The organism is Leisingera sp. McT4-56 (assembly GCF_020514995.1).
GTDB lineage: Bacteria > Pseudomonadota > Alphaproteobacteria > Rhodobacterales > Rhodobacteraceae > Leisingera > Leisingera aquaemixtae_A.
Window position 1 is genome coordinate 1 of the sequence record NZ_JAJALF010000010.1, and the last position, 19889, is coordinate 19889.

The 19889-nt window shown below is 59.6% G+C and carries 23 protein-coding genes and 1 pseudogene; 11 read left to right on the forward strand and 13 right to left on the reverse strand.

The window, feature by feature from the left end; translation table 11 throughout:
* The coding region (locus LHL23_RS12590) for an AAA family ATPase (protein ID WP_226430109.1) at window positions 1-1075 on the forward strand (1075 nt) is incomplete at its 5' end.
* A 631-nt stretch (window positions 1076-1706) separates the two neighbouring features.
* Window positions 1707-2783 carry a tyrosine-type recombinase/integrase gene (locus LHL23_RS12595; RefSeq protein WP_226430110.1) on the forward strand — a complete coding sequence of 359 codons (1077 nt, stop codon included), beginning with the start codon at window positions 1707-1709 and terminating at the stop codon, window positions 2781-2783.
* Window positions 2784-3234: 451 nt separating this feature from the next.
* On the opposite strand, the gene LHL23_RS12600 is transcribed toward LHL23_RS12595, so the two are convergent.
* The 6 genes and pseudogenes from LHL23_RS12600 to LHL23_RS12625 all read right to left on the reverse strand — a co-directional run bounded on the left by LHL23_RS12600 (window position 3235) and on the right by LHL23_RS12625 (window position 7151).
* A complete protein-coding gene (locus LHL23_RS12600; protein WP_082023082.1) occupies window positions 3235-3780 on the reverse strand; it encodes a c-type cytochrome in 546 nt (181 codons plus the stop codon).
* 38 nt (window positions 3781-3818) lie between these two features.
* Window positions 3819-4286, reverse strand: a complete 468-nt coding sequence (locus tag LHL23_RS12605) for a DUF411 domain-containing protein (RefSeq protein WP_027236546.1) — start codon at window positions 4284-4286, stop codon at window positions 3819-3821.
* Between the two features lie 74 nt (window positions 4287-4360).
* Window positions 4361-4528: pseudogene (locus LHL23_RS12610) on the reverse strand (cation transporter); the annotation flags it as partial.
* 157 nt (window positions 4529-4685) lie between these two features.
* A complete protein-coding gene (gene merA, locus LHL23_RS12615) occupies window positions 4686-6110 on the reverse strand; it encodes a mercury(II) reductase (RefSeq protein WP_027236545.1) in 1425 nt (474 codons plus the stop codon).
* Window positions 6111-6431: 321 nt separating this feature from the next.
* Window positions 6432-6746, reverse strand: coding sequence for a cation transporter (locus tag LHL23_RS12620; protein WP_027236544.1), 315 nt, complete (start codon window positions 6744-6746; stop codon window positions 6432-6434).
* Between the two features lie 12 nt (window positions 6747-6758).
* Window positions 6759-7151: a mercuric transporter MerT family protein gene (locus LHL23_RS12625; protein WP_039173611.1), complete on the reverse strand. Its 393-nt coding sequence runs from the start codon at window positions 7149-7151 to the stop codon at window positions 6759-6761.
* Window positions 7152-7227: 76 nt separating this feature from the next.
* Here LHL23_RS12625 and LHL23_RS12630 point away from each other — a divergent pair, with 76 nt between their 5' ends.
* Both LHL23_RS12630 and LHL23_RS12635 read left to right on the forward strand, forming a co-directional pair.
* Window positions 7228-7641, forward strand: a complete 414-nt coding sequence (locus LHL23_RS12630; protein ID WP_027236542.1) for a MerR family transcriptional regulator — start codon at window positions 7228-7230, stop codon at window positions 7639-7641.
* On the forward strand, window positions 7587-7964 hold the full coding sequence (locus LHL23_RS12635; protein ID WP_051357805.1) for a YnfA family protein: 378 nt from the start codon (window positions 7587-7589) through the stop codon (window positions 7962-7964). The genes LHL23_RS12630 and LHL23_RS12635 overlap by 55 nt, the downstream gene beginning before the upstream one ends.
* 158 nt (window positions 7965-8122) lie before the next feature.
* Here the strand turns inward: LHL23_RS12635 and phnE are convergent, their stop codons facing one another.
* From phnE to LHL23_RS12655, 4 genes are read right to left on the reverse strand one after another with little or no spacing between them, the layout of a single operon-like run.
* Window positions 8123-8866: a phosphonate ABC transporter, permease protein PhnE gene (phnE, locus tag LHL23_RS12640; protein WP_036797393.1), complete on the reverse strand. Its 744-nt coding sequence runs from the start codon at window positions 8864-8866 to the stop codon at window positions 8123-8125.
* Complete coding sequence (locus LHL23_RS12645; protein WP_027236539.1) at window positions 8866-9636, reverse strand: phosphonate ABC transporter ATP-binding protein; 771 nt, start codon at window positions 9634-9636, stop codon at window positions 8866-8868. Before LHL23_RS12645 ends, phnE begins: the two co-directional genes overlap by 1 nt.
* Entirely contained in the window at window positions 9633-10490 is an 858-nt protein-coding gene (locus LHL23_RS12650; RefSeq protein ID WP_027255756.1) for a phosphate/phosphite/phosphonate ABC transporter substrate-binding protein, read from the reverse strand. The genes LHL23_RS12645 and LHL23_RS12650 overlap by 4 nt, the downstream gene beginning before the upstream one ends.
* Window positions 10490-12343, reverse strand: a complete 1854-nt coding sequence (locus LHL23_RS12655) for a cytochrome c peroxidase (protein WP_036797390.1) — start codon at window positions 12341-12343, stop codon at window positions 10490-10492. The genes LHL23_RS12650 and LHL23_RS12655 overlap by 1 nt, the downstream gene beginning before the upstream one ends.
* 109 nt (window positions 12344-12452) lie before the next feature.
* Between LHL23_RS12655 and mntR the strand changes: the two genes are divergently transcribed.
* Window positions 12453-12911, forward strand: a complete 459-nt coding sequence (mntR, locus tag LHL23_RS12660; RefSeq protein WP_152612216.1) for a manganese-binding transcriptional regulator MntR — start codon at window positions 12453-12455, stop codon at window positions 12909-12911.
* Between the two features lie 297 nt (window positions 12912-13208).
* On the opposite strand, the gene LHL23_RS12665 is transcribed toward mntR, so the two are convergent.
* The 3 genes from LHL23_RS12665 to LHL23_RS12675 form a co-directional block, all read right to left on the reverse strand.
* A complete protein-coding gene (locus LHL23_RS12665) occupies window positions 13209-14126 on the reverse strand; it encodes a cation diffusion facilitator family transporter (protein ID WP_226430111.1) in 918 nt (305 codons plus the stop codon).
* The gene (locus tag LHL23_RS12670) at window positions 14116-14886 is read right to left on the reverse strand and encodes a transglutaminase-like domain-containing protein (RefSeq protein WP_039173604.1); all 771 of its coding nucleotides are present in this window, start codon (window positions 14884-14886) and stop codon (window positions 14116-14118) included. Before LHL23_RS12670 ends, LHL23_RS12665 begins: the two co-directional genes overlap by 11 nt.
* Before the next feature lie 237 nt (window positions 14887-15123).
* The gene (locus tag LHL23_RS12675) at window positions 15124-15552 is read right to left on the reverse strand and encodes a MerR family transcriptional regulator (protein WP_027236534.1); all 429 of its coding nucleotides are present in this window, start codon (window positions 15550-15552) and stop codon (window positions 15124-15126) included.
* 174 nt (window positions 15553-15726) lie between these two features.
* On the opposite strand from LHL23_RS12675, the gene LHL23_RS12680 reads away from it, so the two are divergent.
* Genes LHL23_RS12680 through LHL23_RS12705 form a run of 6 tightly spaced genes read left to right on the forward strand, consistent with a single transcriptional unit; the run spans window position 15727 to window position 19889 of the window.
* A complete protein-coding gene (locus tag LHL23_RS12680; protein WP_051357804.1) occupies window positions 15727-16323 on the forward strand; it encodes an SCO family protein in 597 nt (198 codons plus the stop codon).
* Window positions 16320-16745, forward strand: a complete 426-nt coding sequence (locus LHL23_RS12685) for a disulfide bond formation protein B (protein ID WP_027236532.1) — start codon at window positions 16320-16322, stop codon at window positions 16743-16745. The genes LHL23_RS12680 and LHL23_RS12685 overlap by 4 nt, the downstream gene beginning before the upstream one ends.
* Window positions 16742-17401: a DsbA family protein gene (locus tag LHL23_RS12690; protein WP_226430112.1), complete on the forward strand. Its 660-nt coding sequence runs from the start codon at window positions 16742-16744 to the stop codon at window positions 17399-17401. Before LHL23_RS12685 ends, LHL23_RS12690 begins: the two co-directional genes overlap by 4 nt.
* 27 nt (window positions 17402-17428) lie before the next feature.
* Window positions 17429-17893: a copper chaperone PCu(A)C gene (locus tag LHL23_RS12695; protein WP_226430113.1), complete on the forward strand. Its 465-nt coding sequence runs from the start codon at window positions 17429-17431 to the stop codon at window positions 17891-17893.
* Window positions 17893-18519 (forward strand): SCO family protein, encoded by a 627-nt coding sequence (locus LHL23_RS12700; protein WP_027236529.1) that lies wholly within the window; start codon window positions 17893-17895, stop codon window positions 18517-18519. Before LHL23_RS12695 ends, LHL23_RS12700 begins: the two co-directional genes overlap by 1 nt.
* Entirely contained in the window at window positions 18516-19889 is a 1374-nt protein-coding gene (locus LHL23_RS12705; RefSeq protein WP_226430114.1) for a M23 family metallopeptidase, read from the forward strand. Before LHL23_RS12700 ends, LHL23_RS12705 begins: the two co-directional genes overlap by 4 nt.

The window sequence follows — 19889 nt, forward strand, 5'->3', positions numbered from 1 at the left end:
ATGGCAGGCCAACGGTCACTTGGGTAACCTCCTGCTTGCGATGCGCAAAAGCTTCGATGAAGCGAAGAAGAATGTTCCCTGTATCCTTTTTTTGGATGAAATTGACGCGATCGGTTCCCGCGACAGCGTCGGCGACAACAGTGCCAGCTACAGGCGCCAGGTGGTCGCCGGGTTCCTTGAGCAGATGGACCGCGTCAGCCGGGAGGAAGGGATCATGGTCGTCGGTGCCTGCAACCACCCGGAGCACCTAGACCCCGCGGTGCTGAGAGCCGGGCGGTTTGACATCAAGATCGAGATGCCGCTGCCAAGCAAGGCGATGCTGCAGCACCTCATTGCTGAGCGGCTGCAGGACGCAGTCCAAGAGGGGGATCTGCAGCTGCTGGCGCGGGACAGCATCGGCAAGACCGCCGCCGACATCGACGCCGCGGTGCGCTCTGCCCGCAGTGAAGCCCGGCACAGCGGCTGCCCGCTCGATCTCCAGCTTCTACGCCGCCATCTGCAAGTCATGGAACTGAAGGAGAGCCATGACTTACTTTACCGCATCTGCGTCCATGAATGCGGCCATGCCATCGTCGCCTGGATCTTCGGCGAGGCGATCACACAGGTCCGGGTGGCTGCCGCAGGCGGAACAATCGAACGGGATGTTCCTCCGAATGCAGGTCTGCCGTCGGATTTCGACCGTCAGTTGTACGTCCACTTGTCCGGTCGGGCAGCGGAGCGGCTCATCTTTAATACTGTGTCCGCGGGCGCTGGCGGCAGTGCCACGTCCGACCTCGGGAAAGCAGCGCGGATGGTCCTGGCAATGGATTTTGAACTGGGTTTAGGCGCCTTCGGCAACAGCTGGTTTGGACCGCAGGATCACGCGCAATTGGCTGAACCCGACCGCAAACGCCTCCGTGAGAAACTCGACTACGCCGAGGACCACGCGCGCGCGCTGCTGTACCCCCATCAGCAGCTGCTGCAGGACATGGCTGCAGACTTGGTGCAGAAACGAGAGTTCGATGCCAAAGCGGTCCGGTCCTGGCTGCGCGACGTGCCGCGCAAAAATGGTCCGGAGCCGGTCCAGGACCAGTAGATGCGCCCGCCAACCAAGCCGCGCCGCCACCGGATTTGCACAAAGCTTATGCGCAAACTTCCGCGGTGCAGGCACCGGTTGACCCAAAATCCGGATAATTCCCTCCTGGAAAAACTTTGCCCAAAACCCCTGCCGGACAGTTCTTTGCCCAACGTCCCTGCCCGGCGCCCTCTGCAGAGGGAAAGTTCCGTATTTCTAGGCACTTATCCACATCTCTCGCCTCTACAGGTTCATAGCGCGGGTCGATCCAACCCAATCGAGCGCCGTAAACTGTCTCCATCAACGCACGCGGGCGGCCGCCGCCCGCCGGAGACAGGAGACCTCGGTCAATGGCACGGGACCGGAGAAGACATGCCAAAAGCCAGCAGGCGCCGGAAACACCCGGTCGCCCGGCCACAATCAACTGCCTGCTTGAGGATCATCCGATGCATGCACTGTCCGAGGAGCGTCTGCTGACCACAGAGGAAGCTATAGCCTATCTCGCCCGCTTCAAAATCTTCACCAGTCGCAGCGGGCTGGACTCCAAATTCAAAAGCGGCAGCCTCGCACGGGTTGAGGTGAGCGGACGAGTTCGCATCCTCTACCGTCCGCCGGATCTGCTAAACGCATTCTTTAAGGGGGAGGTTCAGAGATGCCCCTCATTCTCTTTCGGCGCAAAAACAGCCAAGGCAAACCCACCGGAAATTTCGTCATCCGGGGTACCCTCGCAGGACAAAGCATTTATGAGAGCACTGGAGTTAGCGACAAAAAAGCCGCAGAAATCATCCGTGTAAGACGGTCAGCCGAAATCATCGAGCGTGCGACACTTGGTAAGTCGGCAACCCTGACTTTTGCCGAGGCTGCGCTGACCTACATGGAAAGTGGTGGGGAAACCCGGTTCATCGGACCGCTGCTGATTCACTTCGGGGAAAAGACACGGCTGGCCGACGTCGACAATGACGCGGCGAACAAAGCGGCACGGGCGATCCTGATGCCCGACGCTGCACCCGCCACCATCAACCGGCAGATCATCACCCCCATCAGCGCCATCTACAATCTAGCCGCTGACGATGGCCATGTGACTCCGCGCCGCTTCCGCCGTCGCAAGGAGCCCCAGTCCAAAATCCGCTGGCTGACACCTGGCGAGGCCGAGGATCTACTGGAAGCAAGCGAGCCACACCTGCTCCCGATCGTGACATTCCTGCTTGGAACCGGCTGCCGCACCAGCGAGGCGCTGGGACTGCAATGTGAAAACCTTCACCTAGAAACCCGTCAAGCGCTCATTCCGACATCCAAGAATGGCGAGCTGAAAATGGCCGAATTTCCGGCGCGTGTGATGCGTCTGCTTGCTGCTTCAGGACTGCCGGAAACCGGGGCTGTTTTCCGCACGCCGAAGGGACAGGCATACAAGCTCAGCACCGGCAGCGGCGGTCAGATTGAAGCTGCCTTCACCAAGGCGCGTGTTGCGGCCAAACTAGGCGGCGATGTGACACCGCACACGCTGCGGCATACCTTTGCCACATGGCACTATGCGATGAACAAGGACTTGCTTCTGCTGATGACGCGTGGCGGCTGGAAGAAACCAGATATGGCGCTCAAGTATGCCAAGCTGGCCCCCGCCGATCTGCCAGAAAAGCTTCTGGCGCACGGCTGGGACTTCCGTACACAGTTGCAGGCCGATCAGGGGCAGAAAGCCATTTTCGGGGCAAAGATCAGGGTGATAAAGTAGGTAGGATGCCGGGGTGAAAAAGTTGATTTGGTTAGCCTAGGCTCCGCATATACGCCATTTTTTAGCCATGAGCGCATTCACTTTCGCAGGCGGGGTGCGGCAAGCTGACCCCGCGCTCATCCGTCAGATTGCGTCAATTAGTGAAGGGTGACACATAGTTTTTTCACTAAGGCGCCACTAACCCCTCAATCTTTTTTTCAGCAGACTCCCCTCTCTCGCACCAGTCTTCATTATTAACTCATTGGTTTGCCATCGGAGCAAGCAGACGTTTATGCTGCGTGCGGCGAAATCGAGTTTCGAGCCCCTAACCTGCTGGTGCTGCGGCTTACAGGAATGTCTGTTTCCGTGTTTCCTACCAGAATGCCGCCTTGTCAGACTTTTATCTGCTGGAACTATCGTCACAGTATCGACAGCAAAAAATCTCTTCGAAGACCAGCAGATTGACGACAGATCAAGGGAAACCTGAGCGCATGTAGGCGATGATCTTCCAGATGTCTTCTTCACTCAGCGTTTGTTTAAAAGCTGGCATGTCTGTTCCGAAGCGTTCTCCACCCTCGGAGATAGCCCAAAGAAGATACTCATCTCCCGACATCGGCATCTGGATCAACCATCTCAGGAGGGCCGGAGAGGGAACGAGCGAGCGTCCGGCTTTACCATCTCCCAAACCCTTGGCGCCATGACACCTCGCGCAGTTTTCCGTGTAAAGTGCCTGACCCTCCGTAAGATTTCCGGGTGTCGCGCGAATGGTGCTTCGAGCCCCCCGATAGGCTGAAGGCACGCCCTCGTTCATGTATGTCCAGTGTCGCTGCATGCGCTGCTGCTGGCCAGGTCCCATGTTGCCATGCCCCCAACCAGGCATGCGTTCAGACCTCATGTGGCCCGGTCCCATTGGCCCATGACCCCACCAGTCTCCTGCTTGCTGTTGGGCACCGGCCACACCGGCAATAGCGATAGACAAAACGCCAAGGGCAAGAATGCGTAATCCACGCCGTGTCATCTTCTCCTCCTTACTGATTCCGCTCGATGAATGTCGCCTCAGGCCGCTTCGTAACTCGTGAACACCTCGGTGCTGCCGTCCTTAAGGATCAAGAATACGTCGTAGGCCTCACGACGATCTTCCGGCCCCATCCCAGGCGAACCGTAGGGCATCCCAGGAACAGCAAGTCCAATGGCGCTAGGTCGCTCCTCCAATAGACGACGAATGTCGGCAACCGGTACGTGCCCCTCGATCATGTAGCCATCGATCTCGCCTGTGTGGCAGGAGATCATTTTTTCGGGAATGCCGTTGTCCAATTTGTGGCGGACGAGCAGTGTTCCAAAGCTGCGCTCCTCGGTAACGCGAAAGCCTTCCTGCCGAAGGATATCGATCCAAGCACTGCAACAGCCGCAATTCGGATCCTTGAGAACATGGATGGAAGGTGTGTTTTGCGCAAACGTGGCAAATGGTGCTGTGCTGGCGAAGCCTGCGGCGTAAGTCAGTATTTGGCGGCGTTTCAGGTGCATAGTGAGAGTCCTCTGTACTTGCGACTCAGTTGAGCAAATTTCGCATCATTCGAGATAGGTTGTCTTGATCCTCGTCAAACATGCTGATGTTCTCCAACTTCCCGGCGCTCGGCGAGCGCTTGGCGCACGATCTGGAAAGCAGGGGAAAGAAACAACGTTGCCATGACCGCAGCAACAATCAGGTCAGGCCAACCGCTTGCCGTGCCCCAGACCCCCAAGGCCGCAAACATAACTGCCACGTTCTGGCGCCAAGCCCTGTCGCTACGGCAATCAAGCAAAACGAACTCGGGCTATGCTACCACCAAACCGGCGAGAAGCAGCAGACCGACCGTGATAAGCGACAGGCTGTCAATGTCTTGCAGGAGAGCTTCAATACCGGTCATCCGATGTGCTCCCAATTCACCCTGCGCAGCAGGAGAGCTGACCTACATCCATGTCAAAGGTCTGCGCTGCGAGTTTCAGCCCTTCTACGGTAGTGAGATAGGGAAATATCGTAGTTCCAAGTGACTTAGCGGTCATTCCGAATTTCAAGGCCATGGCCAGAGTCTGGACGCTGTCGGAGCCTTCCGGCGCCATGATAACACCTCCCAGAAGCTGGTCTGTCCTGGCATCGGCCACCAGTTTAATCAGGCCGCGCGTGTCCCGAGCCGCAAGCGCGCGCGGCACGTTGTCGAGCGTGAGAACGCTGGTTCTCACCTCATGGCCCGCCGCTTGCGCCTGCGCTTCGGTCAGGCCGGCGCCCGCCACCTGCGGGTCGGTGAATACAACCCAGGGCATCGCCGCATTATCGTAGGTCTCTTGACCGCCCAGAACTGCATTGCGGGCTGCCAGTTTCGCGCCATAGGCTGCCATGTAGACAAACTGATCGCGGTCCGTCACATCCCCGGCCGCATAGACGCCGGGGCGGCTGGATTGCATATCCACGCCGACAGCAATGGCCCCTCGCGCATCCGTTTCAACCCCCAGCTCCGCAAGGCCAAGTCCCTCGGTATTCGGGGTGCGCCCGGTTGTCAGGACGAGATAATCTGCCTCCAGATCCTGCACCGCACCGTCCTTTTGCACGTGCAGAACTGCTTCGCTGCCTTCACGGTGGCTACCCTCGTAGCTAACGCCTTCCAAAATCGTAATGCCTTCGTCGCGCAGGATTTCCGCCAGCGCTTCGGAGACCTCTGGCTCAGCCTGCGGCAGCAGGCGAGAGCGGCAGACAAGAGACACACTGACGCCCATCCGGGACATCATCTGCGCCAATTCAACGCCGATGAATCCGCCGCCCAGAAAAATCAAGCGTTCAGGCAAATGCTCCAATTCCAGCAGAGACGTGCTGTCCAGGGACGGCACAGTTTCAATTCCCGCGATGTCTGGCTGTGCTGGCCTCCCGCCGGTTGCGATGATCACCTTCGGCACCTGGATAAACCGGCCTCCTGCCTCGACACCGCCCGCAACCAGCCGCGCGGGGCCTTCTTCGATATAGGTGACACCCTCGTATCCTGGGAGCAAATCGGCATACTTCTTCTGCCTCAGCATAGCGACCAGATCATCCTTGGCCCCGGTTATCGCAGCCCAGTCTGTGACTTCTGCGCTGGCTTTCAGACCGCGAAAGCGATGCGCAGCCATCGCGCCATGCACCGCCTCGGCGGCACGGATCATCGTTTTCGAAGGCACACAACCCACATTCACACAGGTGCCGCCGATGGTGCCGTGCCCGATCAGCGCCACGCGTTTGCCGCCTTTGGCCGCAGTAATCGCGGCCGAGAAACCCGCCGATCCGGCCCCAATGACAGCAAGGTCATATTCTCCATTCGGCGTGCAGCAGTCGCTGTTCATTTTTTGATCCTTTTCAGGGCGCGCGCGGGCGCCGTTGTTTTGTGATTGGTTCATGCTCCGGCGAACTTTGCCGGGATCAGATTCAGCCCCAAAGGAGCACCATCCTAGTGGGGGCAGAAACAGCCGCAGCGCATCGAACGCCAGACCAATGCAAGAGCCGCAGCCGCCAGCCCAATGGCAATCATGCCGTACCCGGTCAGCCACCCGCCAACCGTTCCGACAAGCGCAGACAAAAGGACACGGCCGCCACAGCAGATTATCACCAGCGGTGCCGCCAGGATTGTCGCGGCGAGGCCTCCCATCAGACTGTCGCGCACAGGATCAGCCCTTCTCCATCGCCGGATAACCAGCATTTGCGGAGGCTGCCGAAATAGCTTCAGCGCTTGTTGCCGCGCTGTCAAAAACAACCGTGGCAGTCTTTGCTTCAAAATCCACGTCTACAGAGCGCACGCCACCCACCCCCGCCATGGCGTGCTTCACAGTCACCGGGCAGAGCGCGCAGGTCATATTTTCAACTGCGAAGGTTACAGTCTCCTCCGCTGCAACGCTTTGGGCGGCAGCGGGCAGCGCAAAGGAGGCGATGGACGCCATTCCGAGAAGGCCAAAGCCGAGAACCGCGGCGAGCATTTTTTTCATGAGATATTCCTTTCAATAGAAGAGCGGCGCCCACCAGGTGATGGTCAGAGCTGCCACAACAAGAACCAGCGAGATCCAGAGTGCGGTTTTGGTGATGCGTGCCGAAGAAGGCTTGGCGCAGTAGGAGCCAGGTTCGCAGGTGGCTGGCCTGCGGAAATAGACTTGCCGGAAGCCGGCGCCGATGAAGCCAAGCGCGATCAGAGCGAATACCGGCTTGTAGGGCTCAAGTGCGGTCAGGTTACCAATCCAGGCCCCCGAGATACCGAGCGTGAGCAAAACCAGCGGTCCGACGCAACAGGCGGACGCAAAAACCGCGCCAAGCAGACCGCCCGCGGCAAGCCAGCCTTTGCTGCTTCGGTTCACACCCGTGTCCGCTTCTCCGGTTTGCTTTTCAGCAATCCTCATATTTTTCTCCTCACGAATAGGGCTGGCACCTTGTGTAGGGCCTGTAGTAGCTACAGGGGCAAGGAGGTTATTTACGATGCCAGATCACAAAAACGCGACATCTCTCACTCGGGGGGAGCTGGCCAAGGCAACGGGCTGCAACCTTGAAACCATCCGATATTACGAGAAGACCGGCATGATGCCGGACCCGCCGCGCACGGCTGCGGGCCACCGCATCTACGGGCAGAGCCACATTCAGCGTCTGCGTTTCATCCTGCGGGCCCGCGAGCTCGGCTTTGCCATTGACGAAATTAAAGGGCTGCTTGGCCTCGTGGATGGCGGCACCCAGACTTGCGGCGAAGTGAAAGCCCTGACTGAACGCCATCTCAGCGATGTGCGCCGGAAAATTGAAGACCTTCGCAGGATCGAAAAAGTATTGGCCGCAACAGCAGGCCAATGTTCCGGCGAGGATGTCCCGGAGTGCCCGGTGCTGGAGGCGCTGGCATCTTGACCGGGACGTTTCTGATCTTTGCCCTGGCAGCCCTGGCGGAAATCGCCGGGTGCTTTGCCTTCTGGGCGTGGCTGCGCCTCGACCGTTCGCCGCTCTGGCTCGTGCCCGGCATCGCAAGCCTTGTGCTGTTCGCGTATCTTCTGACGCGCGCAGACAGCGCATTTGCCGGGCGGGCCTACGCCGCCTATGGCGGCGTCTATATCGCCAGTTCTATGTTCTGGATGTGGCTGGCCGAAGGCAATCGCCCCGACCGCTGGGATATAGCAGGAATGATGATATGCCTGATCGGTAGCGCTCTCATTTTGATGCCGTTGCGTAGTTAACGTCCGCCGGCAAGCAATCTTAGAAGAAGGCTGGAGCCCTTCTGTTTCCCTTGGCTCCAGCCTTCAGTTCGGAATCCCTTGCTACGCGCTGTGGAGGGGCGCCGGCCACTCAGCATTTCAGCCGCCTATAACCGTAGTCATAAACTGTAAGGATCCGCTCAGGAAAACCGCTTGTGCAGGGCGGAGTTGACCGCCTCCGACGCAAGCACAAGCACAACAATGGCCATGGTTACCGTCGCGGCCTTGTCATATTGGAACGAGCGCACGTAGGTCTGGACATAAAGCCCGATGCCGCCCGCACCGACAATGCCGAGGATTAGGCTTTCGCGCAGGTTCAGTTCGAAACGGAACACGGTGTCCCGCAGGATGACCGGCGCCATCTGAGGCCAAATCGCCCATCGCAGCTGCTGCGTGCGGCTGGCGCCAGCACTTTCCAGTGCTACCACCGGGGCGGCGGCCACATTGTCGATCGCTTCGGCATAGAATTTCGCCAGCATCCCCGTTGCATGGAAGGTGATGGCGAGGATCCCGGGCAAGGGCCCAAGCCCCACCGCACCAACCATGAGCATCGCCACCAGGATCAGCGGAATGGAGCGGATCATCGCCAGAAGGCCGCGCACCGGGCGCCAAACGGATGACGGCACTAGGGTCTCGGCTGCGAGAACTGCCAGCCCAGCGGACAGGATGACCGCAAAGAAAGTACCGAGGATGGCAATCCGCAGGGTTTCTGCCAGACCCCGCATGACTTCGCGCCAGATCGACAGGTCCGGCGGCATCATCCGCCCGAGGAATTCGCCCAGGCGAGGCCCTGCACCGGGAAGCTTGTCCAGCCCCATTTCTGCGCTTGTGGCGGACCAAAGGACGGCCGCCGCCAGCACGATCCAAGTCAGCACCTGGCTCATCAACTGACCACGCGCAGCCCGGCGCCGGGAACCGTGCCGTGGTAAAGTTCGGCGATGTCGTCGCTGGTCACCTGAGCGGAGGGTTTGTCGAACTGCACTGCGCCGGCTCGCAGCCCCACAATCCGGTCGGCAAAGCGGCGCGCCAGTTCTGGCTGGTGCGAACTGAAGACGACTCCGATGCCGCGTTTGTCAGCTGCGCCTGTGATCAGGCCGAGGATCCGTTCCGCATGGGCGGGGTCAAGGTTGCTCACCGGTTCGTCGGCAAGGATCAGCCTGGGATCCTGCGCCAGGCAACGGGCAATTGCCACCCGCTGCCGCTGACCGCCTGAAAGCTGGTCCGCCCTACGCCGGGCCAGATCGGAGAGACCGGTATCTTCGAGCGCGGCAGCTGTTTTGAGGTGGTCCTGCTCGCCAAACCGCCCCCAAAGGGAGGGCCAGATGCGCATCCGGGAAAGCCGCCCGTTCATCACATTCTGATAGACAGTCAGCCGGTCAACCAGTGCAAATTCCTGAAAGATGAACCCGGCACCGGTGCGCAGCTCACGCGGCGGAGCCTGCGTTGCCGAAAGCGGCACCCCCAGAACCTCGGCCTCGCCGCGCCAGCCGCGCAGGCGGCCGTCGAGCAGTGCGAGCAGGGTGGATTTCCCGGCGCCCGACGGGCCAAGCAGGGCCACCCGTTCACCCGGTGCGGCGCTGAGCGACACTTCGCACAGCGCCGCGGCGCCGCCGAAGTGGTGCGACACTGCATTCAGGGTGAAAGCTGCTGTCATTTCAGGTACCCGTAGCGCCGTGCCGTCTCGCGCACGCCTTCGTAAACGTCCCGGTCCACCGCGATGTAGCCGTCCGGCCCATAGAGATACGCCAGCAGGTGGCGGTTGCCTGGCTCATTGAGCTGCAACATGGTTTCGATGAACTTGGCCTGCACGCCCTTGTCCAGGCCGGGCCGTGCAACAACCGCATGGCTTGGGATCTGTTCGCTTTCGGCCAGGACTTTGACTTCTGCCTGCTGATCCGGCGTCAGCAGAAGATCGGCATACTGGCTGGCGCCGGCGGCATCCACAAGCCCATTCGCCATGGCCTGCATCGCCTGCTGATAGCCCCCGGCAAAGAACTTCCGGCCAAAGAAATTGTCCGCATCGGCGGCATCGGCGATGAGCCCCTCGCGCACGAACAGATCAAGCGGGTATAGATAGCCGGACTCCGATACCGGATCGGCAAAGGCAATGTCACGCCCTTTGAGGTCGGCCAGCGTCTCGATGCCGCTGTCCTTGCGGACAAACACGCGACCCGCATAGCTCGGCTGCCCGCGGTAGACCTCGGACAGCAGTGGCACGGCACCAATCTGATCCTCGGCCAGAACATAAGGCAGAGCGCCCATGAAAGATATGTCTGCATCGCCGTTGCGCAGCGCCTCGACGGCGGCGGCATGGTCGAAGGTCACAAACCCTGTCACTGGCATTCCCATGCGTTCGGACAGCCAGCCGGTGACCGCCTTTATGTCGCCCAGCAGCTTTTCGGGGTTTTCTTGCGGAATGAAGGCCAGTTTCAGCTCCTCACCCGCTGCCAAGGCTGGCGCGGCGAGGATTGCGGCCGATACGGCCAGAAAATTGCGGCGCGACAGCATCAGAACATCCTCTCGTCAATATCGGCTTGCATCGCTTTGAACAGGTCCCACTGGCGGCCTGCCTCCTCCCAATCGCCTTTGGCGCTTGCATCGCCGACAGCCCGCAGGATGGCCGCGAACTCATAGATCTCCGGCTTGGAGTTTTGATTAACCATGACACTCGCATCTGCCGCCAGATCAGGGGCGACCGTATCCACCAGAAGGGCGATGTTTTCGGCATCGCGCATCGGCAGCAGCGTATCCAGGGTGCTTGCGAAAGTGGTCAGTTCTTCCCAGGACAAGCGGAACACGCTGTCGCGGCCTTCAAACGCCTGATAGGGTTCCTCACCATCTCCGACAGCCTCGAGATAGGCGGTCAGATCGGCACGCTGTGCCTCATCCAGCCCCAGAACTTTGCTTTCGTCGAACCAGTCCACAACGCTGGCCAGCGTTGGCAGCGACCCGTCGTGCATATAGGGCGCGGTGAAGTTGATATTGCGCAAGGTGGGCGTTTCAAAGTGGATTGGCGTACCGCCCGGGAAGGGGGGCTCGGCAGTGCCGATGTCGTATGTGAGACCATCGCGGAAGTTACGCTCGGGCGTGTGGCACGAGGCGCAGGAGCGGTCTCCCAGTCCGGCGAAATCGGTGTTGAACAGCTTCTCCCCGCGCTTGGCAGCTTCCGAGGCCAAATTCGTCAGCCTGCCCGCCCTGTCGATTTTCGGATTCGGAAGAAAGTCGAACTGCTTGACATAGGCCTCCAGCGCGTCCAGCTGGAAGGGTGTCGGCTCATCGCCTGCGAACTCGGTCACGATCACATTGCGGATGAACCGCCGCAGGCTGGGCTCGCGCCCATCGCGCCCGTAAGGCGCAGTAAAGCGGATGCCCCGCATTGAAGGCGTGTCCAGATGGTCGTCTACCCGGTCATTGAACATCGGGTTGAAGAAGGAGCCGTCCACATCCATGCCGCCCGCGTATTTTGACAGTCCGGGGATGAAGAAGTCCCGGTTCACATCCGAACGGTTGTGGCAGGTGGAACAGGCAATACCCAGTTCGCGAGCCGGGCCGCCAAAAATTTCCGGGCTGTCGAACAGCATGTCGCCATAGGCAACCAGCGGCAGGTTCGCCTCATCCTCGCCAGCTTCTTCAAATTGCAGCACCAGCCGGGGCAATTCCTGCTGATCGGCGATATTCGACCCCGGCGGCAAGGTTGCAGGCAGCGACACCGGCGTTCCCGAGCGCACTGCGCTTTCGGGGACCGGGGTCAGCGTTTCGCGTTCCGCATAGGCGGCAGGCAAATAATTTTCTGTCAGATAGGTTTCGAGCGTTGCACGTGCTGCGGCAAAGCTCTCTGCATCGGTCTCTTGCGCTCCATGGCCAAGCACGCCAGCAGTGCCAAGCGAGGAGTTCAGGGCGAGCCATGCCCGCCCCAGATCGCGCGCGGCATTCGCATCCGCCGCCTTGATGCCGTCCTCGAACGCCCGGAACAGCGCTTCGGCATTGGCAACCTCATGTGCTGCGTAGGGCTGTCCAAGCGCAGTCTCTGCCGCTGCCAAGTGACGCAGGATACCCTGGGCCACGGCTGCCGTGGCCGCCTCGAACAGCGCCTGGCGGTCATGCGATGCAAGAGCCGCGCTGATTGCGCGGGCCTCATCCGGGCTCACCCGCGACATGGCATCTTCAGACAATGCGCTGCCCGGTGCCGGTGCGGTCCAGCTGTTTTCGATTTTTTCCCAGGGAACCGGGGTCAGGTTCCCCATGAACAGTGTCAGGCGGTAAGCGGCAGAGCGCGGCGCCCATGGGGCTTGCTCAATCGCTGTGGCCCCGGCGGCCACCGGCAAAAGGCCGACTAATGCCGCTGAAATGAGGTTTTTCATGGTCGAACCTACAAAAGTTAGCTTTGGCTAAATTGTGTAGTTTCTTCTATGCCGTTGTCAACCCGCCTTGTTGCAGGCATACAGGGAGGCCAAAATGACATGCGATCTTATGAGCGACATGACCGAAACAGATGAAAACGCCCTCAATCGAAGCCCAGATGAACAGGCAAGCGGTTTTGAGGCCGTACGCACGGCTCATCAAAGCGAGATGGTCGAAGATTATGTCGAGCTGATTGCCGAGTTGATTCACATGAACGGCGCAGCGCGGCCTGTTGAAATCGCCGAGCGTCTAGGCGTGACCCAGCCCACGGTCTCCAAGAACCTGAACCGCCTGAAACGGGAAGGGCTGATTCTGCAGGAGCCCTACCGTTCGATCCGCCTGACGGAAGAAGGCCGCCAGCTGGCCGAAGCCTGCCGCAAACGGCACAGAATCGTTGTGGATTTCCTTGTGGCTCTTGGCGTGTCGCAAGAGGTGGCCGAATATGATGCCGAAGGGATCGAGCACCACGTCAGCGAAGAAACCTTATCTGTATTCCACGCGTTTACCAGTGAACGGACAAAAAGCTGAGCTATTTTTGGCGCTATTGACTGGGGCGGCTAGAAAGCCCACAAAATTCCCGATGAGATCGTGCTGCCCATGACGAGTGCGGCTAATTTAGGCGGGCTTTCAGCACAGCAATACAGCTGCCCGCGCGATTGCCTTCCGGTTTTACCCCTATCAATCTGCAGGCTGGAAGCATCCGTGAGTGATTTATTGCCGGGAGACGAGGAGATCTATTGTCTACCGGCAAGAGGCATCCAATCTTCCTCGGCATGAGACGCTTTCCAAGGCTTCCGCTGGAACCGGTGTGCCTTGCATCGACTGTCATGAACCATGTCCAAACAACTCCGCGCCGGTGTGCATGTTGGCGGATGCCTCAAACTCCAGAACGGAATAGCGGATGCCATAGTGTTTTGCGAGAGACGATTTGATCTCCGACTTGATCTGCTCAGCATTGGCAAGGCATCCCTCTTCGACTACCACATGGCAATCGAGCGCGACCTCGTGTTCCTGCATTTGCCAAAGATGCACGTGATGAACATCGGCAACACCGTCCACGCTCCGGATCACTTCCACGACCCCCTTGCCGTCTATGTCCGGCGGGCTGCCCAGCATCAGCGTCCGGATTGGGCGGCCGATCTCGGTCACAGCGAGGTAGAGAATGTAAAGCGCGATACCAATTGTGATCGCAGGATCAACCCACTTCATGTCATAGAGAATGATGAGCGAGCCACCGATAATCACGGCGACTGAAGCCAGCGCATCAGAAAGGTTGTGCAGGAAGAGTGCTCGAATGTTAACACTGCCTTTCTGCATCGAGTAAGTGAGAAATGCGGTTAACGTGTCCACCACCAGCGCAATGCCGCCGAGGATTACGACAGTCCAGCCCGCAACCTCGGGGGGGTCGATCATCCGCATGCCCCCCTCGTAGATGAGATAGACACCAACCAGTATGAGCGTTGTGTAGTTGACCAGCGCAGCGACAATCTCGATCCGGCCGTAGCCGAAAGTCATACGCTCGTCGGCGGGCCGCCGGGCGATCTTGCGCGCGGCAAACGCGATGAGGAGAGATGCCATATCTGAAAAGTTGTGCAGCGCGTCCGCGATCAAAGCGAGGCTGCCCGCGAAAATTCCGCCGACGACTTGAGCGATGGTCAGAAGGGCATTCGCCCAGATCGCGATGGAAATCCGACGGTCTCCAGAAGCAGGATCGATATGAGCATGGCCATGATCATGCGGCATCTTGGTTTTTCTCGTGGCGGTGGTTCACTAGGCCCAGTCCCGGGATGTGCGGCACGTGCCCGGACCGTATTGCGCGGACACGAGCATTCATCCAGTGGCGGATAACTTTGCGATAGAGCCAGTCACGCAAAATTCCGAACGCCTGCCGGTGGTCCCGGTAGAATTCGTCCGGTGTGCCGAAAGTTCCAAAATCCCGGGCAATACCAGTTTTCTGAATGTAAGTGTCTCCACCTGTCCAATCGACTGGTGGCGCGCTCAAACAATTGGTTCCGGCACCATAGCCGCATAGGCTTTCGGTACCGGAAAAGGCGGCCTGGAGCGTCCCTAAGAATGCCTCGTCAAGGATGAAACCCTCGAGATTGACCCAGCCTTCCTCTGTCTCGGCCTCCACCCATGAATGCAAGATCTCGTCTGGAGCAATTGGATAAACGATCTCTGGTACCACGCCCCGCTGCAGCGCCTTGTGGATCGTGAAGCCATGCAGCCGGCACCGCACACCCACTCCGCGTAAAAGCGCCATGAGCAGTGTGCCCTTGGTGTTGCACTGGCCGTAGCCGTCGGTGAGAACCCTGGAGGCTGGGATGTCATCCGCGTGGTTGTAACCAAAGGCAATCTCGTTGCGGACGAAGCCGTACACCGCGCCGATTTGCTCATGCTGGGCCAGTTCCTTCCACCCGCGGTTCGTTATTAGCCTGGCAATTGACGGATGGTCAAAGTCCAATAGCCTCGTAGGCTTAAGAAGCGGATCTGCCGGATACACTGCATTTCTCCTCGAATCTTGCAAGAAGGGGTGTAACCGCTACAGTAACTGTAGCTTCAAGCCCTAATCCTGCAATCGCTATCCAGGATTGTCAGGATCACTTGCCTTTAAGCTGTTATGTGGTCCACTCCTTTTGCAGGCTGTGAGCCTCCAGACTTCGTGCTCGCAGCGGCTGCCTTCGAAAGAAGGCATGTCAGTGCTTAAATGCACAACGCCCCGGATAGTTGAGAGCTGCACTCATGCGCCGATTTCGTCGTGCTCCGTCAGACATTCGGCATGATCACGGAGCACCTCAAGGACCCGGCAATCAGATGTCTTGCCGCCACTGCATTCATGCACCATTCGTTCAAGCTCAGTGCGCAGCGCCTCAAGTCTGGCGATCCGCTGATACACCTGCTTCAACTGCCGCCGTGCTATAGCATCGGCTTCGTCGCAGGACCGTTCCGGATGGTCGCTCAGATCGAGTAGTTCCCGGATTGCATCCAGAGAAAAGCCGAGCTGGCGCGCGTGACGGATGAAGGATAGGCGATCAAGCTCGGCTTCACCATAGCGCCGCTGACCGCCTTCGGTCCTGCCTGGTTCGGGCATCAGGCCAATCTGTTCATAGTAGCGGATGGTCTGGACTTTGGTGCCAGTCTTCTTTCCCAAACTGCCAATCGTGAGCATACGCACCCCCAGGACGCTACAGTTCTGGTAGGTTTAATTGGGTCTGGCACTGGCCACAACTCAATTCACAGACACGCGACAAAGTCCCTCTCCTGAAAAAAACGGTTGAACCTCTAGTAGCTGCAGGGTGTAGACGCGCAAAAAATACGTGGAATCAGAAACGGGCTGCTTGCTTTGAAGCTTAAACTCCTTCGGAAAATTCTTTGGGCGCTGGCGGCTGTTGCGCTAATTTGGCTTTTGCTTTGGGCGGATTATCGTGCGGATCAGGCACGTGAGACGCAGTCGGCTTTCCGTGCGGCCTTCGAACTCACGGACCATCAAGGAATAACACGGACGCAGGAAGACTTCGCCGGGCGGTGGATGCTAGTCTTTTTTGGCTTCGCGAACTGCCCCGATGTCTGCCCGACGACTCTCGCTGAGGTCGCCGCTGTGATGGAAGGTCTAGGTCCGGACGCCGGGCGGATTCAGCCGCTCTTCATCTCGATCGATCCCGAGCGCGATACACCAATGACGCTTGCAGATTTCGTACCGCGCTTCGAGGCCGGCATCATCGGTCTCACGGGGACCCCGGACCAGATCGACCGGACAGCGAAGAGCTTTCACATCTTTTACGAAAAAATCGAGGAGGCTGCGGCCCCCGGCGGTTACACTATGGGGCATTCCTCGCAGCTGTTCCTTTTCGATCCTGAAGGTGGCTATGTCACGGCGTGGCCCTATGGCACGCCAGCAGAAGAGATCGTATCCAGTCTGAGAGAGCAGATTTCCTTATGACATTCAGGCTATCATCCGACACGTCGCTCGCAGCCGCATGGATCGTTGCACTAGTTTCCTCACTGTCTGTTTTGTTCATTGGCGAGGTTCTGGGGCAGACGCCTTGTGTCCTCTGCTGGTTTCAACGGGCATTCATGTTCCCGCTGGCGGTTGTGCTGGGTTGCGGGCTCTGGTGGCGGGACAGGAGGGCCGGCCGCTACGGTGTCGCGCTTTCTCTCGCCGGCGGAGCCATCGCATTGTGGCATCTCGGCCTTTTCTGGGGGCTCATTCCCGAACGCATCCAGCCCTGTACTGCGGCAGGTCCGTCCTGCACTGACCAAGGCCAGCTTGTCCTCAGCGTGCCAATCCCGCTGCTCTCGTTCCTGGCCTTTGCCCTCACCGCTGCCCTGTCAGCCGCTTCTTTGAAGGAAAATACCGAATGAACCGCCGCTCATTGATCCTTTCCGTTTCTGCTCTCGCAGTTGCGGCCTTTTCTGGCGCCTCTTGGTATGCAACGCGATCAGAGCCCATTGGGGAGGCCTCTTCAGTCACCCCGGAGATTGCCGACGCTTTGATCCGGCCCTATTCGCCGGTTCTCGGCCCCGAGGGTGCGACCGTGACGATCGTGGAGTTCTTCGATCCTGCGTGCGAAGCCTGCCGCGCATTTTACCCGGTCGTGAAGGATATTATGGCCGAGCATGGCGATACAGTGCGTGTGGTGATCCGCTACACACCGTTTCACGGGGAAGCTTCGGAAGAAGCGATCCAGGTCCTCGAAGCTGCGCGCATGCAGGGGGTCTTTGAGGAAGTTCTGGAAGCGATACTGCGGGATCAGCCCCGCTGGGCGTCCCACGGTGCGCCCGAGCCCGGCCTCATCCTCAATATCGCTGCGGTCGCAGGTCTCGACACAGAAGCCGCGCGGACGCAAATGCGCCTGCCGGATATTGTAGGCATCCTCAATCAGGACCGTGCCGATGTCGAAGCCGTGGGTGTGCGCCAGACGCCGACCTTCTTTGTGAACGGCAAGCCGCTCGCTACTTTCGGCGAGGCAGAATTGCGCGCGCTGGTCGCAGCCGAAGTCGCGGCAACCAATAGCTGAGTGACAATCTGAAAGGAAACTGGCGAAATGAAACCGGTACTTCATGCTGCCCTTGCAGCACTTGTGCTGCCACTCGGCGCCGCCTCCGCCGCGCTGGCCGGTTCCGGCCAAGTGAGCATCGAGAATGCCTGGTCGCGGGCATCTATCGGCACCAGCCGTCCCGGAGCTGCCTACATGGAGATAGTGAACGAAGGCGATGAGCCGGTCACACTGACAGGTATCAAGACTGATATTGCCATGATGCCTGAAATTCATCGGAGTTCGACGAACGAACAAGGCGTCAGTTCAATGGCTCCCGCGGGTGACGTGTCTATTGCGGCAGGAGAGACCGTCGCGCTGGAGCCCGGCGGTCTGCATGCCATGCTGATGAAACTTCAGCGCCCGATGAAGGTAGGGGAGACTTTTCCGCTTTCGCTTGTTTTTTCGGACGGTGGCTGGGTAACGGTCAACGTGCCGGTTCTTGGCATCGCAGCGCGCGGCCCGGGAAACTGATGCGGCGGCGTTCAGCTCTCGGATATGGCGCGGCGGCATTTGGTGCGATTGGCCTGACACTCTTGCTGGGCTGGTGGCGTGTAGACGGCCCCGGCGCACCAGAGCCCATGGACCAGCGGCCCTTGCCGCTTACGGCGATGGACTTCCGCCTGACTGACCACAAAGGGCAGCCAGTCGGCCCTGATACGCTTGTCGGGCGCCCGTCGATGATATTCTTCGGCTTCACCTACTGTCCTGACGTCTGCCCCACGACGCTCTCGGACATCTCAAGCTGGCTGGACATGATGGGCGAGGACGCCGAGCGGCTGAACACCATCTTTATCACGGTAGATCCCGAGCGCGACACTGTCGACGCTATGGCAGAGTATGTCGGCTACTTCCATTCGGCGATCCGCGGCTGGACCGGTCCAGAAGCGCAGATCAAGCGTGCAATCGAGGGCCTTCGCGCGACCTATGAGAAGGTTACTGGCGAAGATGGGAGATACACGATGAACCATACGGCGAAGGTCTTTCTGTTCGATGCCGAGGGACGCTTCGTCAGCACTATCGACTACCACGAACCGAGAGAATTCGCAGTTCCGAAAATCCGACGCGCGATGAAAGTTAGACTGGAGGGAGCAACATGAGGTTGAGGTGCCTGATGGCCGGGCTGGCGGTAACGAGCGGGATTTCGGCGGCGGTCGCAATGGTCGCCACATCCTACTCAACTACGCCTGTTCAGCCGACCCTAGCCGAGGCTGGCGTTTGGGAACCTGCGCCTCTCACACCGCCTCGGTTTGTGGAAGGCCCCTCTTACAGGCTTGCCCGCACGCGGCCTGGAAGTGCGCCGGACTTTCGTCCGCCGTTCCTTCCGGCCGTGGTAAGGAACGATGCTCCGCTGACTGCCATAGAACCGCCACTCATCACATGGTCACGCGAAATAGCTCCGGGCGAGACGCTTGATGCGGTTCTGGCCGAGGCCGGGCTTGCCGCCACAGACCGCGCAGAGATCGCCCTTGCGATTGACGCAGAATACGATCTCCGCCGACTGCGCCCCGGTCACGCAATCACTGTCATATCCACGACAGATGGAAGCCCTCGCAATGTGACCCTTGTTGTCGAAGAGGGCATACGGATCGAGGCATTATTTGGAGAGCAGCTCGCCACCCGGGTTGTGGCCCCTGAACCCGAAATCGTGACCCTTGCTGGCGAGACCAGGATCGAAACCTCGATCTTCGGGGCACTGGACGATGCCGGGATACCAGCCCAGTTCGCCGTCGATCTGGCGCAAATGCTGGGCGGCACAGTGGATTTCCGGCGCGAACTGAGCGGCGGCGAGACGCTGCGCCTTCTCTGGCGCGAGGCGCGGGTTGCGAACAAGGCTGTCCGCCAGCCCGAAATTTCGTTCGCTGCATTGGACCTTGGAGACGCTCTCTATGAAATCGCCTGGCCAGAGGATGGAACCGGCAAGGCTACAATCTATCTCGACGGCGAAGTGCTGCGTGTCTTTTCCCAGCCAGTAGAGGGCGCGCGGCTAACTTCCGTCTTCGGCCGCCGCAAGCACCCGGTCTTTGGCAATGTCCGCATGCACACTGGTGTGGACTTTGCTGCAGCGCGTGGAACGCCTGTCCGCGCCACTGCGCCCGGAAGTATTGCGTTTATTGGATGGCGCGGTGGCTATGGCCGTGTTGTCGAGATTGCCCATGGTGCGGACACACTGACCCGATATGCTCATCTCAGCGCCGTGCCCGAAGGCCTTGCTGAGGGTCAACGCGTGTCGGCCGGGGATACCATTGGCCGGATCGGCGCGACGGGCACTGCGACCGGCCCCAATCTGCATTACGAGGTGCGCGTAGACGGCCGGCCCACTGACCCGCTCTCCGATGACCGGCTCGCCGAGGCCACCAGGCGTGCAACACCGGACACAGCGGCGCTTACACGCCTGAGGGCGGCACGCGCCAGGCTGGAGGAGCAGCTTGCCAGCGTGATCGCCGAGAACCCCAATGAAAGGCTTTGA

Bases quoted from the DNA above. Each gene is read 5' to 3' on its own strand.
- LHL23_RS12600 (WP_082023082.1), bottom strand. From the start codon at position 3,780: ATGACACGGCGTGGATTACGCATTCTTGCCCTTGGCGTTTTGTCTATC.
- LHL23_RS12695 (WP_226430113.1), top strand. From the start codon at position 17,429: ATGAAACCGGTACTTCATGCTGCCCTTGCAGCACTTGTGCTGCCACTC.
- LHL23_RS12690 (WP_226430112.1), top strand. From the start codon at position 16,742: ATGAACCGCCGCTCATTGATCCTTTCCGTTTCTGCTCTCGCAGTTGCG.
- LHL23_RS12605 (WP_027236546.1), bottom strand. From the start codon at position 4,286: ATGCACCTGAAACGCCGCCAAATACTGACTTACGCCGCAGGCTTCGCC.
- LHL23_RS12655 (WP_036797390.1), bottom strand. From the start codon at position 12,343: ATGAAAAACCTCATTTCAGCGGCATTAGTCGGCCTTTTGCCGGTGGCC.
- LHL23_RS12685 (WP_027236532.1), top strand. From the start codon at position 16,320: ATGACATTCAGGCTATCATCCGACACGTCGCTCGCAGCCGCATGGATC.
- LHL23_RS12630 (WP_027236542.1), top strand. From the start codon at position 7,228: ATGCCAGATCACAAAAACGCGACATCTCTCACTCGGGGGGAGCTGGCC.
- LHL23_RS12645 (WP_027236539.1), bottom strand. From the start codon at position 9,636: ATGACAGCAGCTTTCACCCTGAATGCAGTGTCGCACCACTTCGGCGGC.
- LHL23_RS12650 (WP_027255756.1), bottom strand. From the start codon at position 10,490: ATGCTGTCGCGCCGCAATTTTCTGGCCGTATCGGCCGCAATCCTCGCC.
- LHL23_RS12635 (WP_051357805.1), top strand. From the start codon at position 7,587: ATGTTCCGGCGAGGATGTCCCGGAGTGCCCGGTGCTGGAGGCGCTGGC.
- mntR (WP_152612216.1), top strand. From the start codon at position 12,453: ATGAGCGACATGACCGAAACAGATGAAAACGCCCTCAATCGAAGCCCA.
- merA (WP_027236545.1), bottom strand. From the start codon at position 6,110: ATGAACAGCGACTGCTGCACGCCGAATGGAGAATATGACCTTGCTGTC.
- LHL23_RS12700 (WP_027236529.1), top strand. From the start codon at position 17,893: ATGCGGCGGCGTTCAGCTCTCGGATATGGCGCGGCGGCATTTGGTGCG.
- LHL23_RS12675 (WP_027236534.1), bottom strand. From the start codon at position 15,552: ATGCTCACGATTGGCAGTTTGGGAAAGAAGACTGGCACCAAAGTCCAG.
- LHL23_RS12665 (WP_226430111.1), bottom strand. From the start codon at position 14,126: ATGCCGCATGATCATGGCCATGCTCATATCGATCCTGCTTCTGGAGAC.
- phnE (WP_036797393.1), bottom strand. From the start codon at position 8,866: ATGAGCCAGGTGCTGACTTGGATCGTGCTGGCGGCGGCCGTCCTTTGG.
- LHL23_RS12595 (WP_226430110.1), top strand. From the start codon at position 1,707: ATGCCCCTCATTCTCTTTCGGCGCAAAAACAGCCAAGGCAAACCCACC.
- LHL23_RS12625 (WP_039173611.1), bottom strand. From the start codon at position 7,151: ATGAGGATTGCTGAAAAGCAAACCGGAGAAGCGGACACGGGTGTGAAC.
- LHL23_RS12620 (WP_027236544.1), bottom strand. From the start codon at position 6,746: ATGAAAAAAATGCTCGCCGCGGTTCTCGGCTTTGGCCTTCTCGGAATG.
- LHL23_RS12705 (WP_226430114.1), top strand. From the start codon at position 18,516: ATGAGGTTGAGGTGCCTGATGGCCGGGCTGGCGGTAACGAGCGGGATT.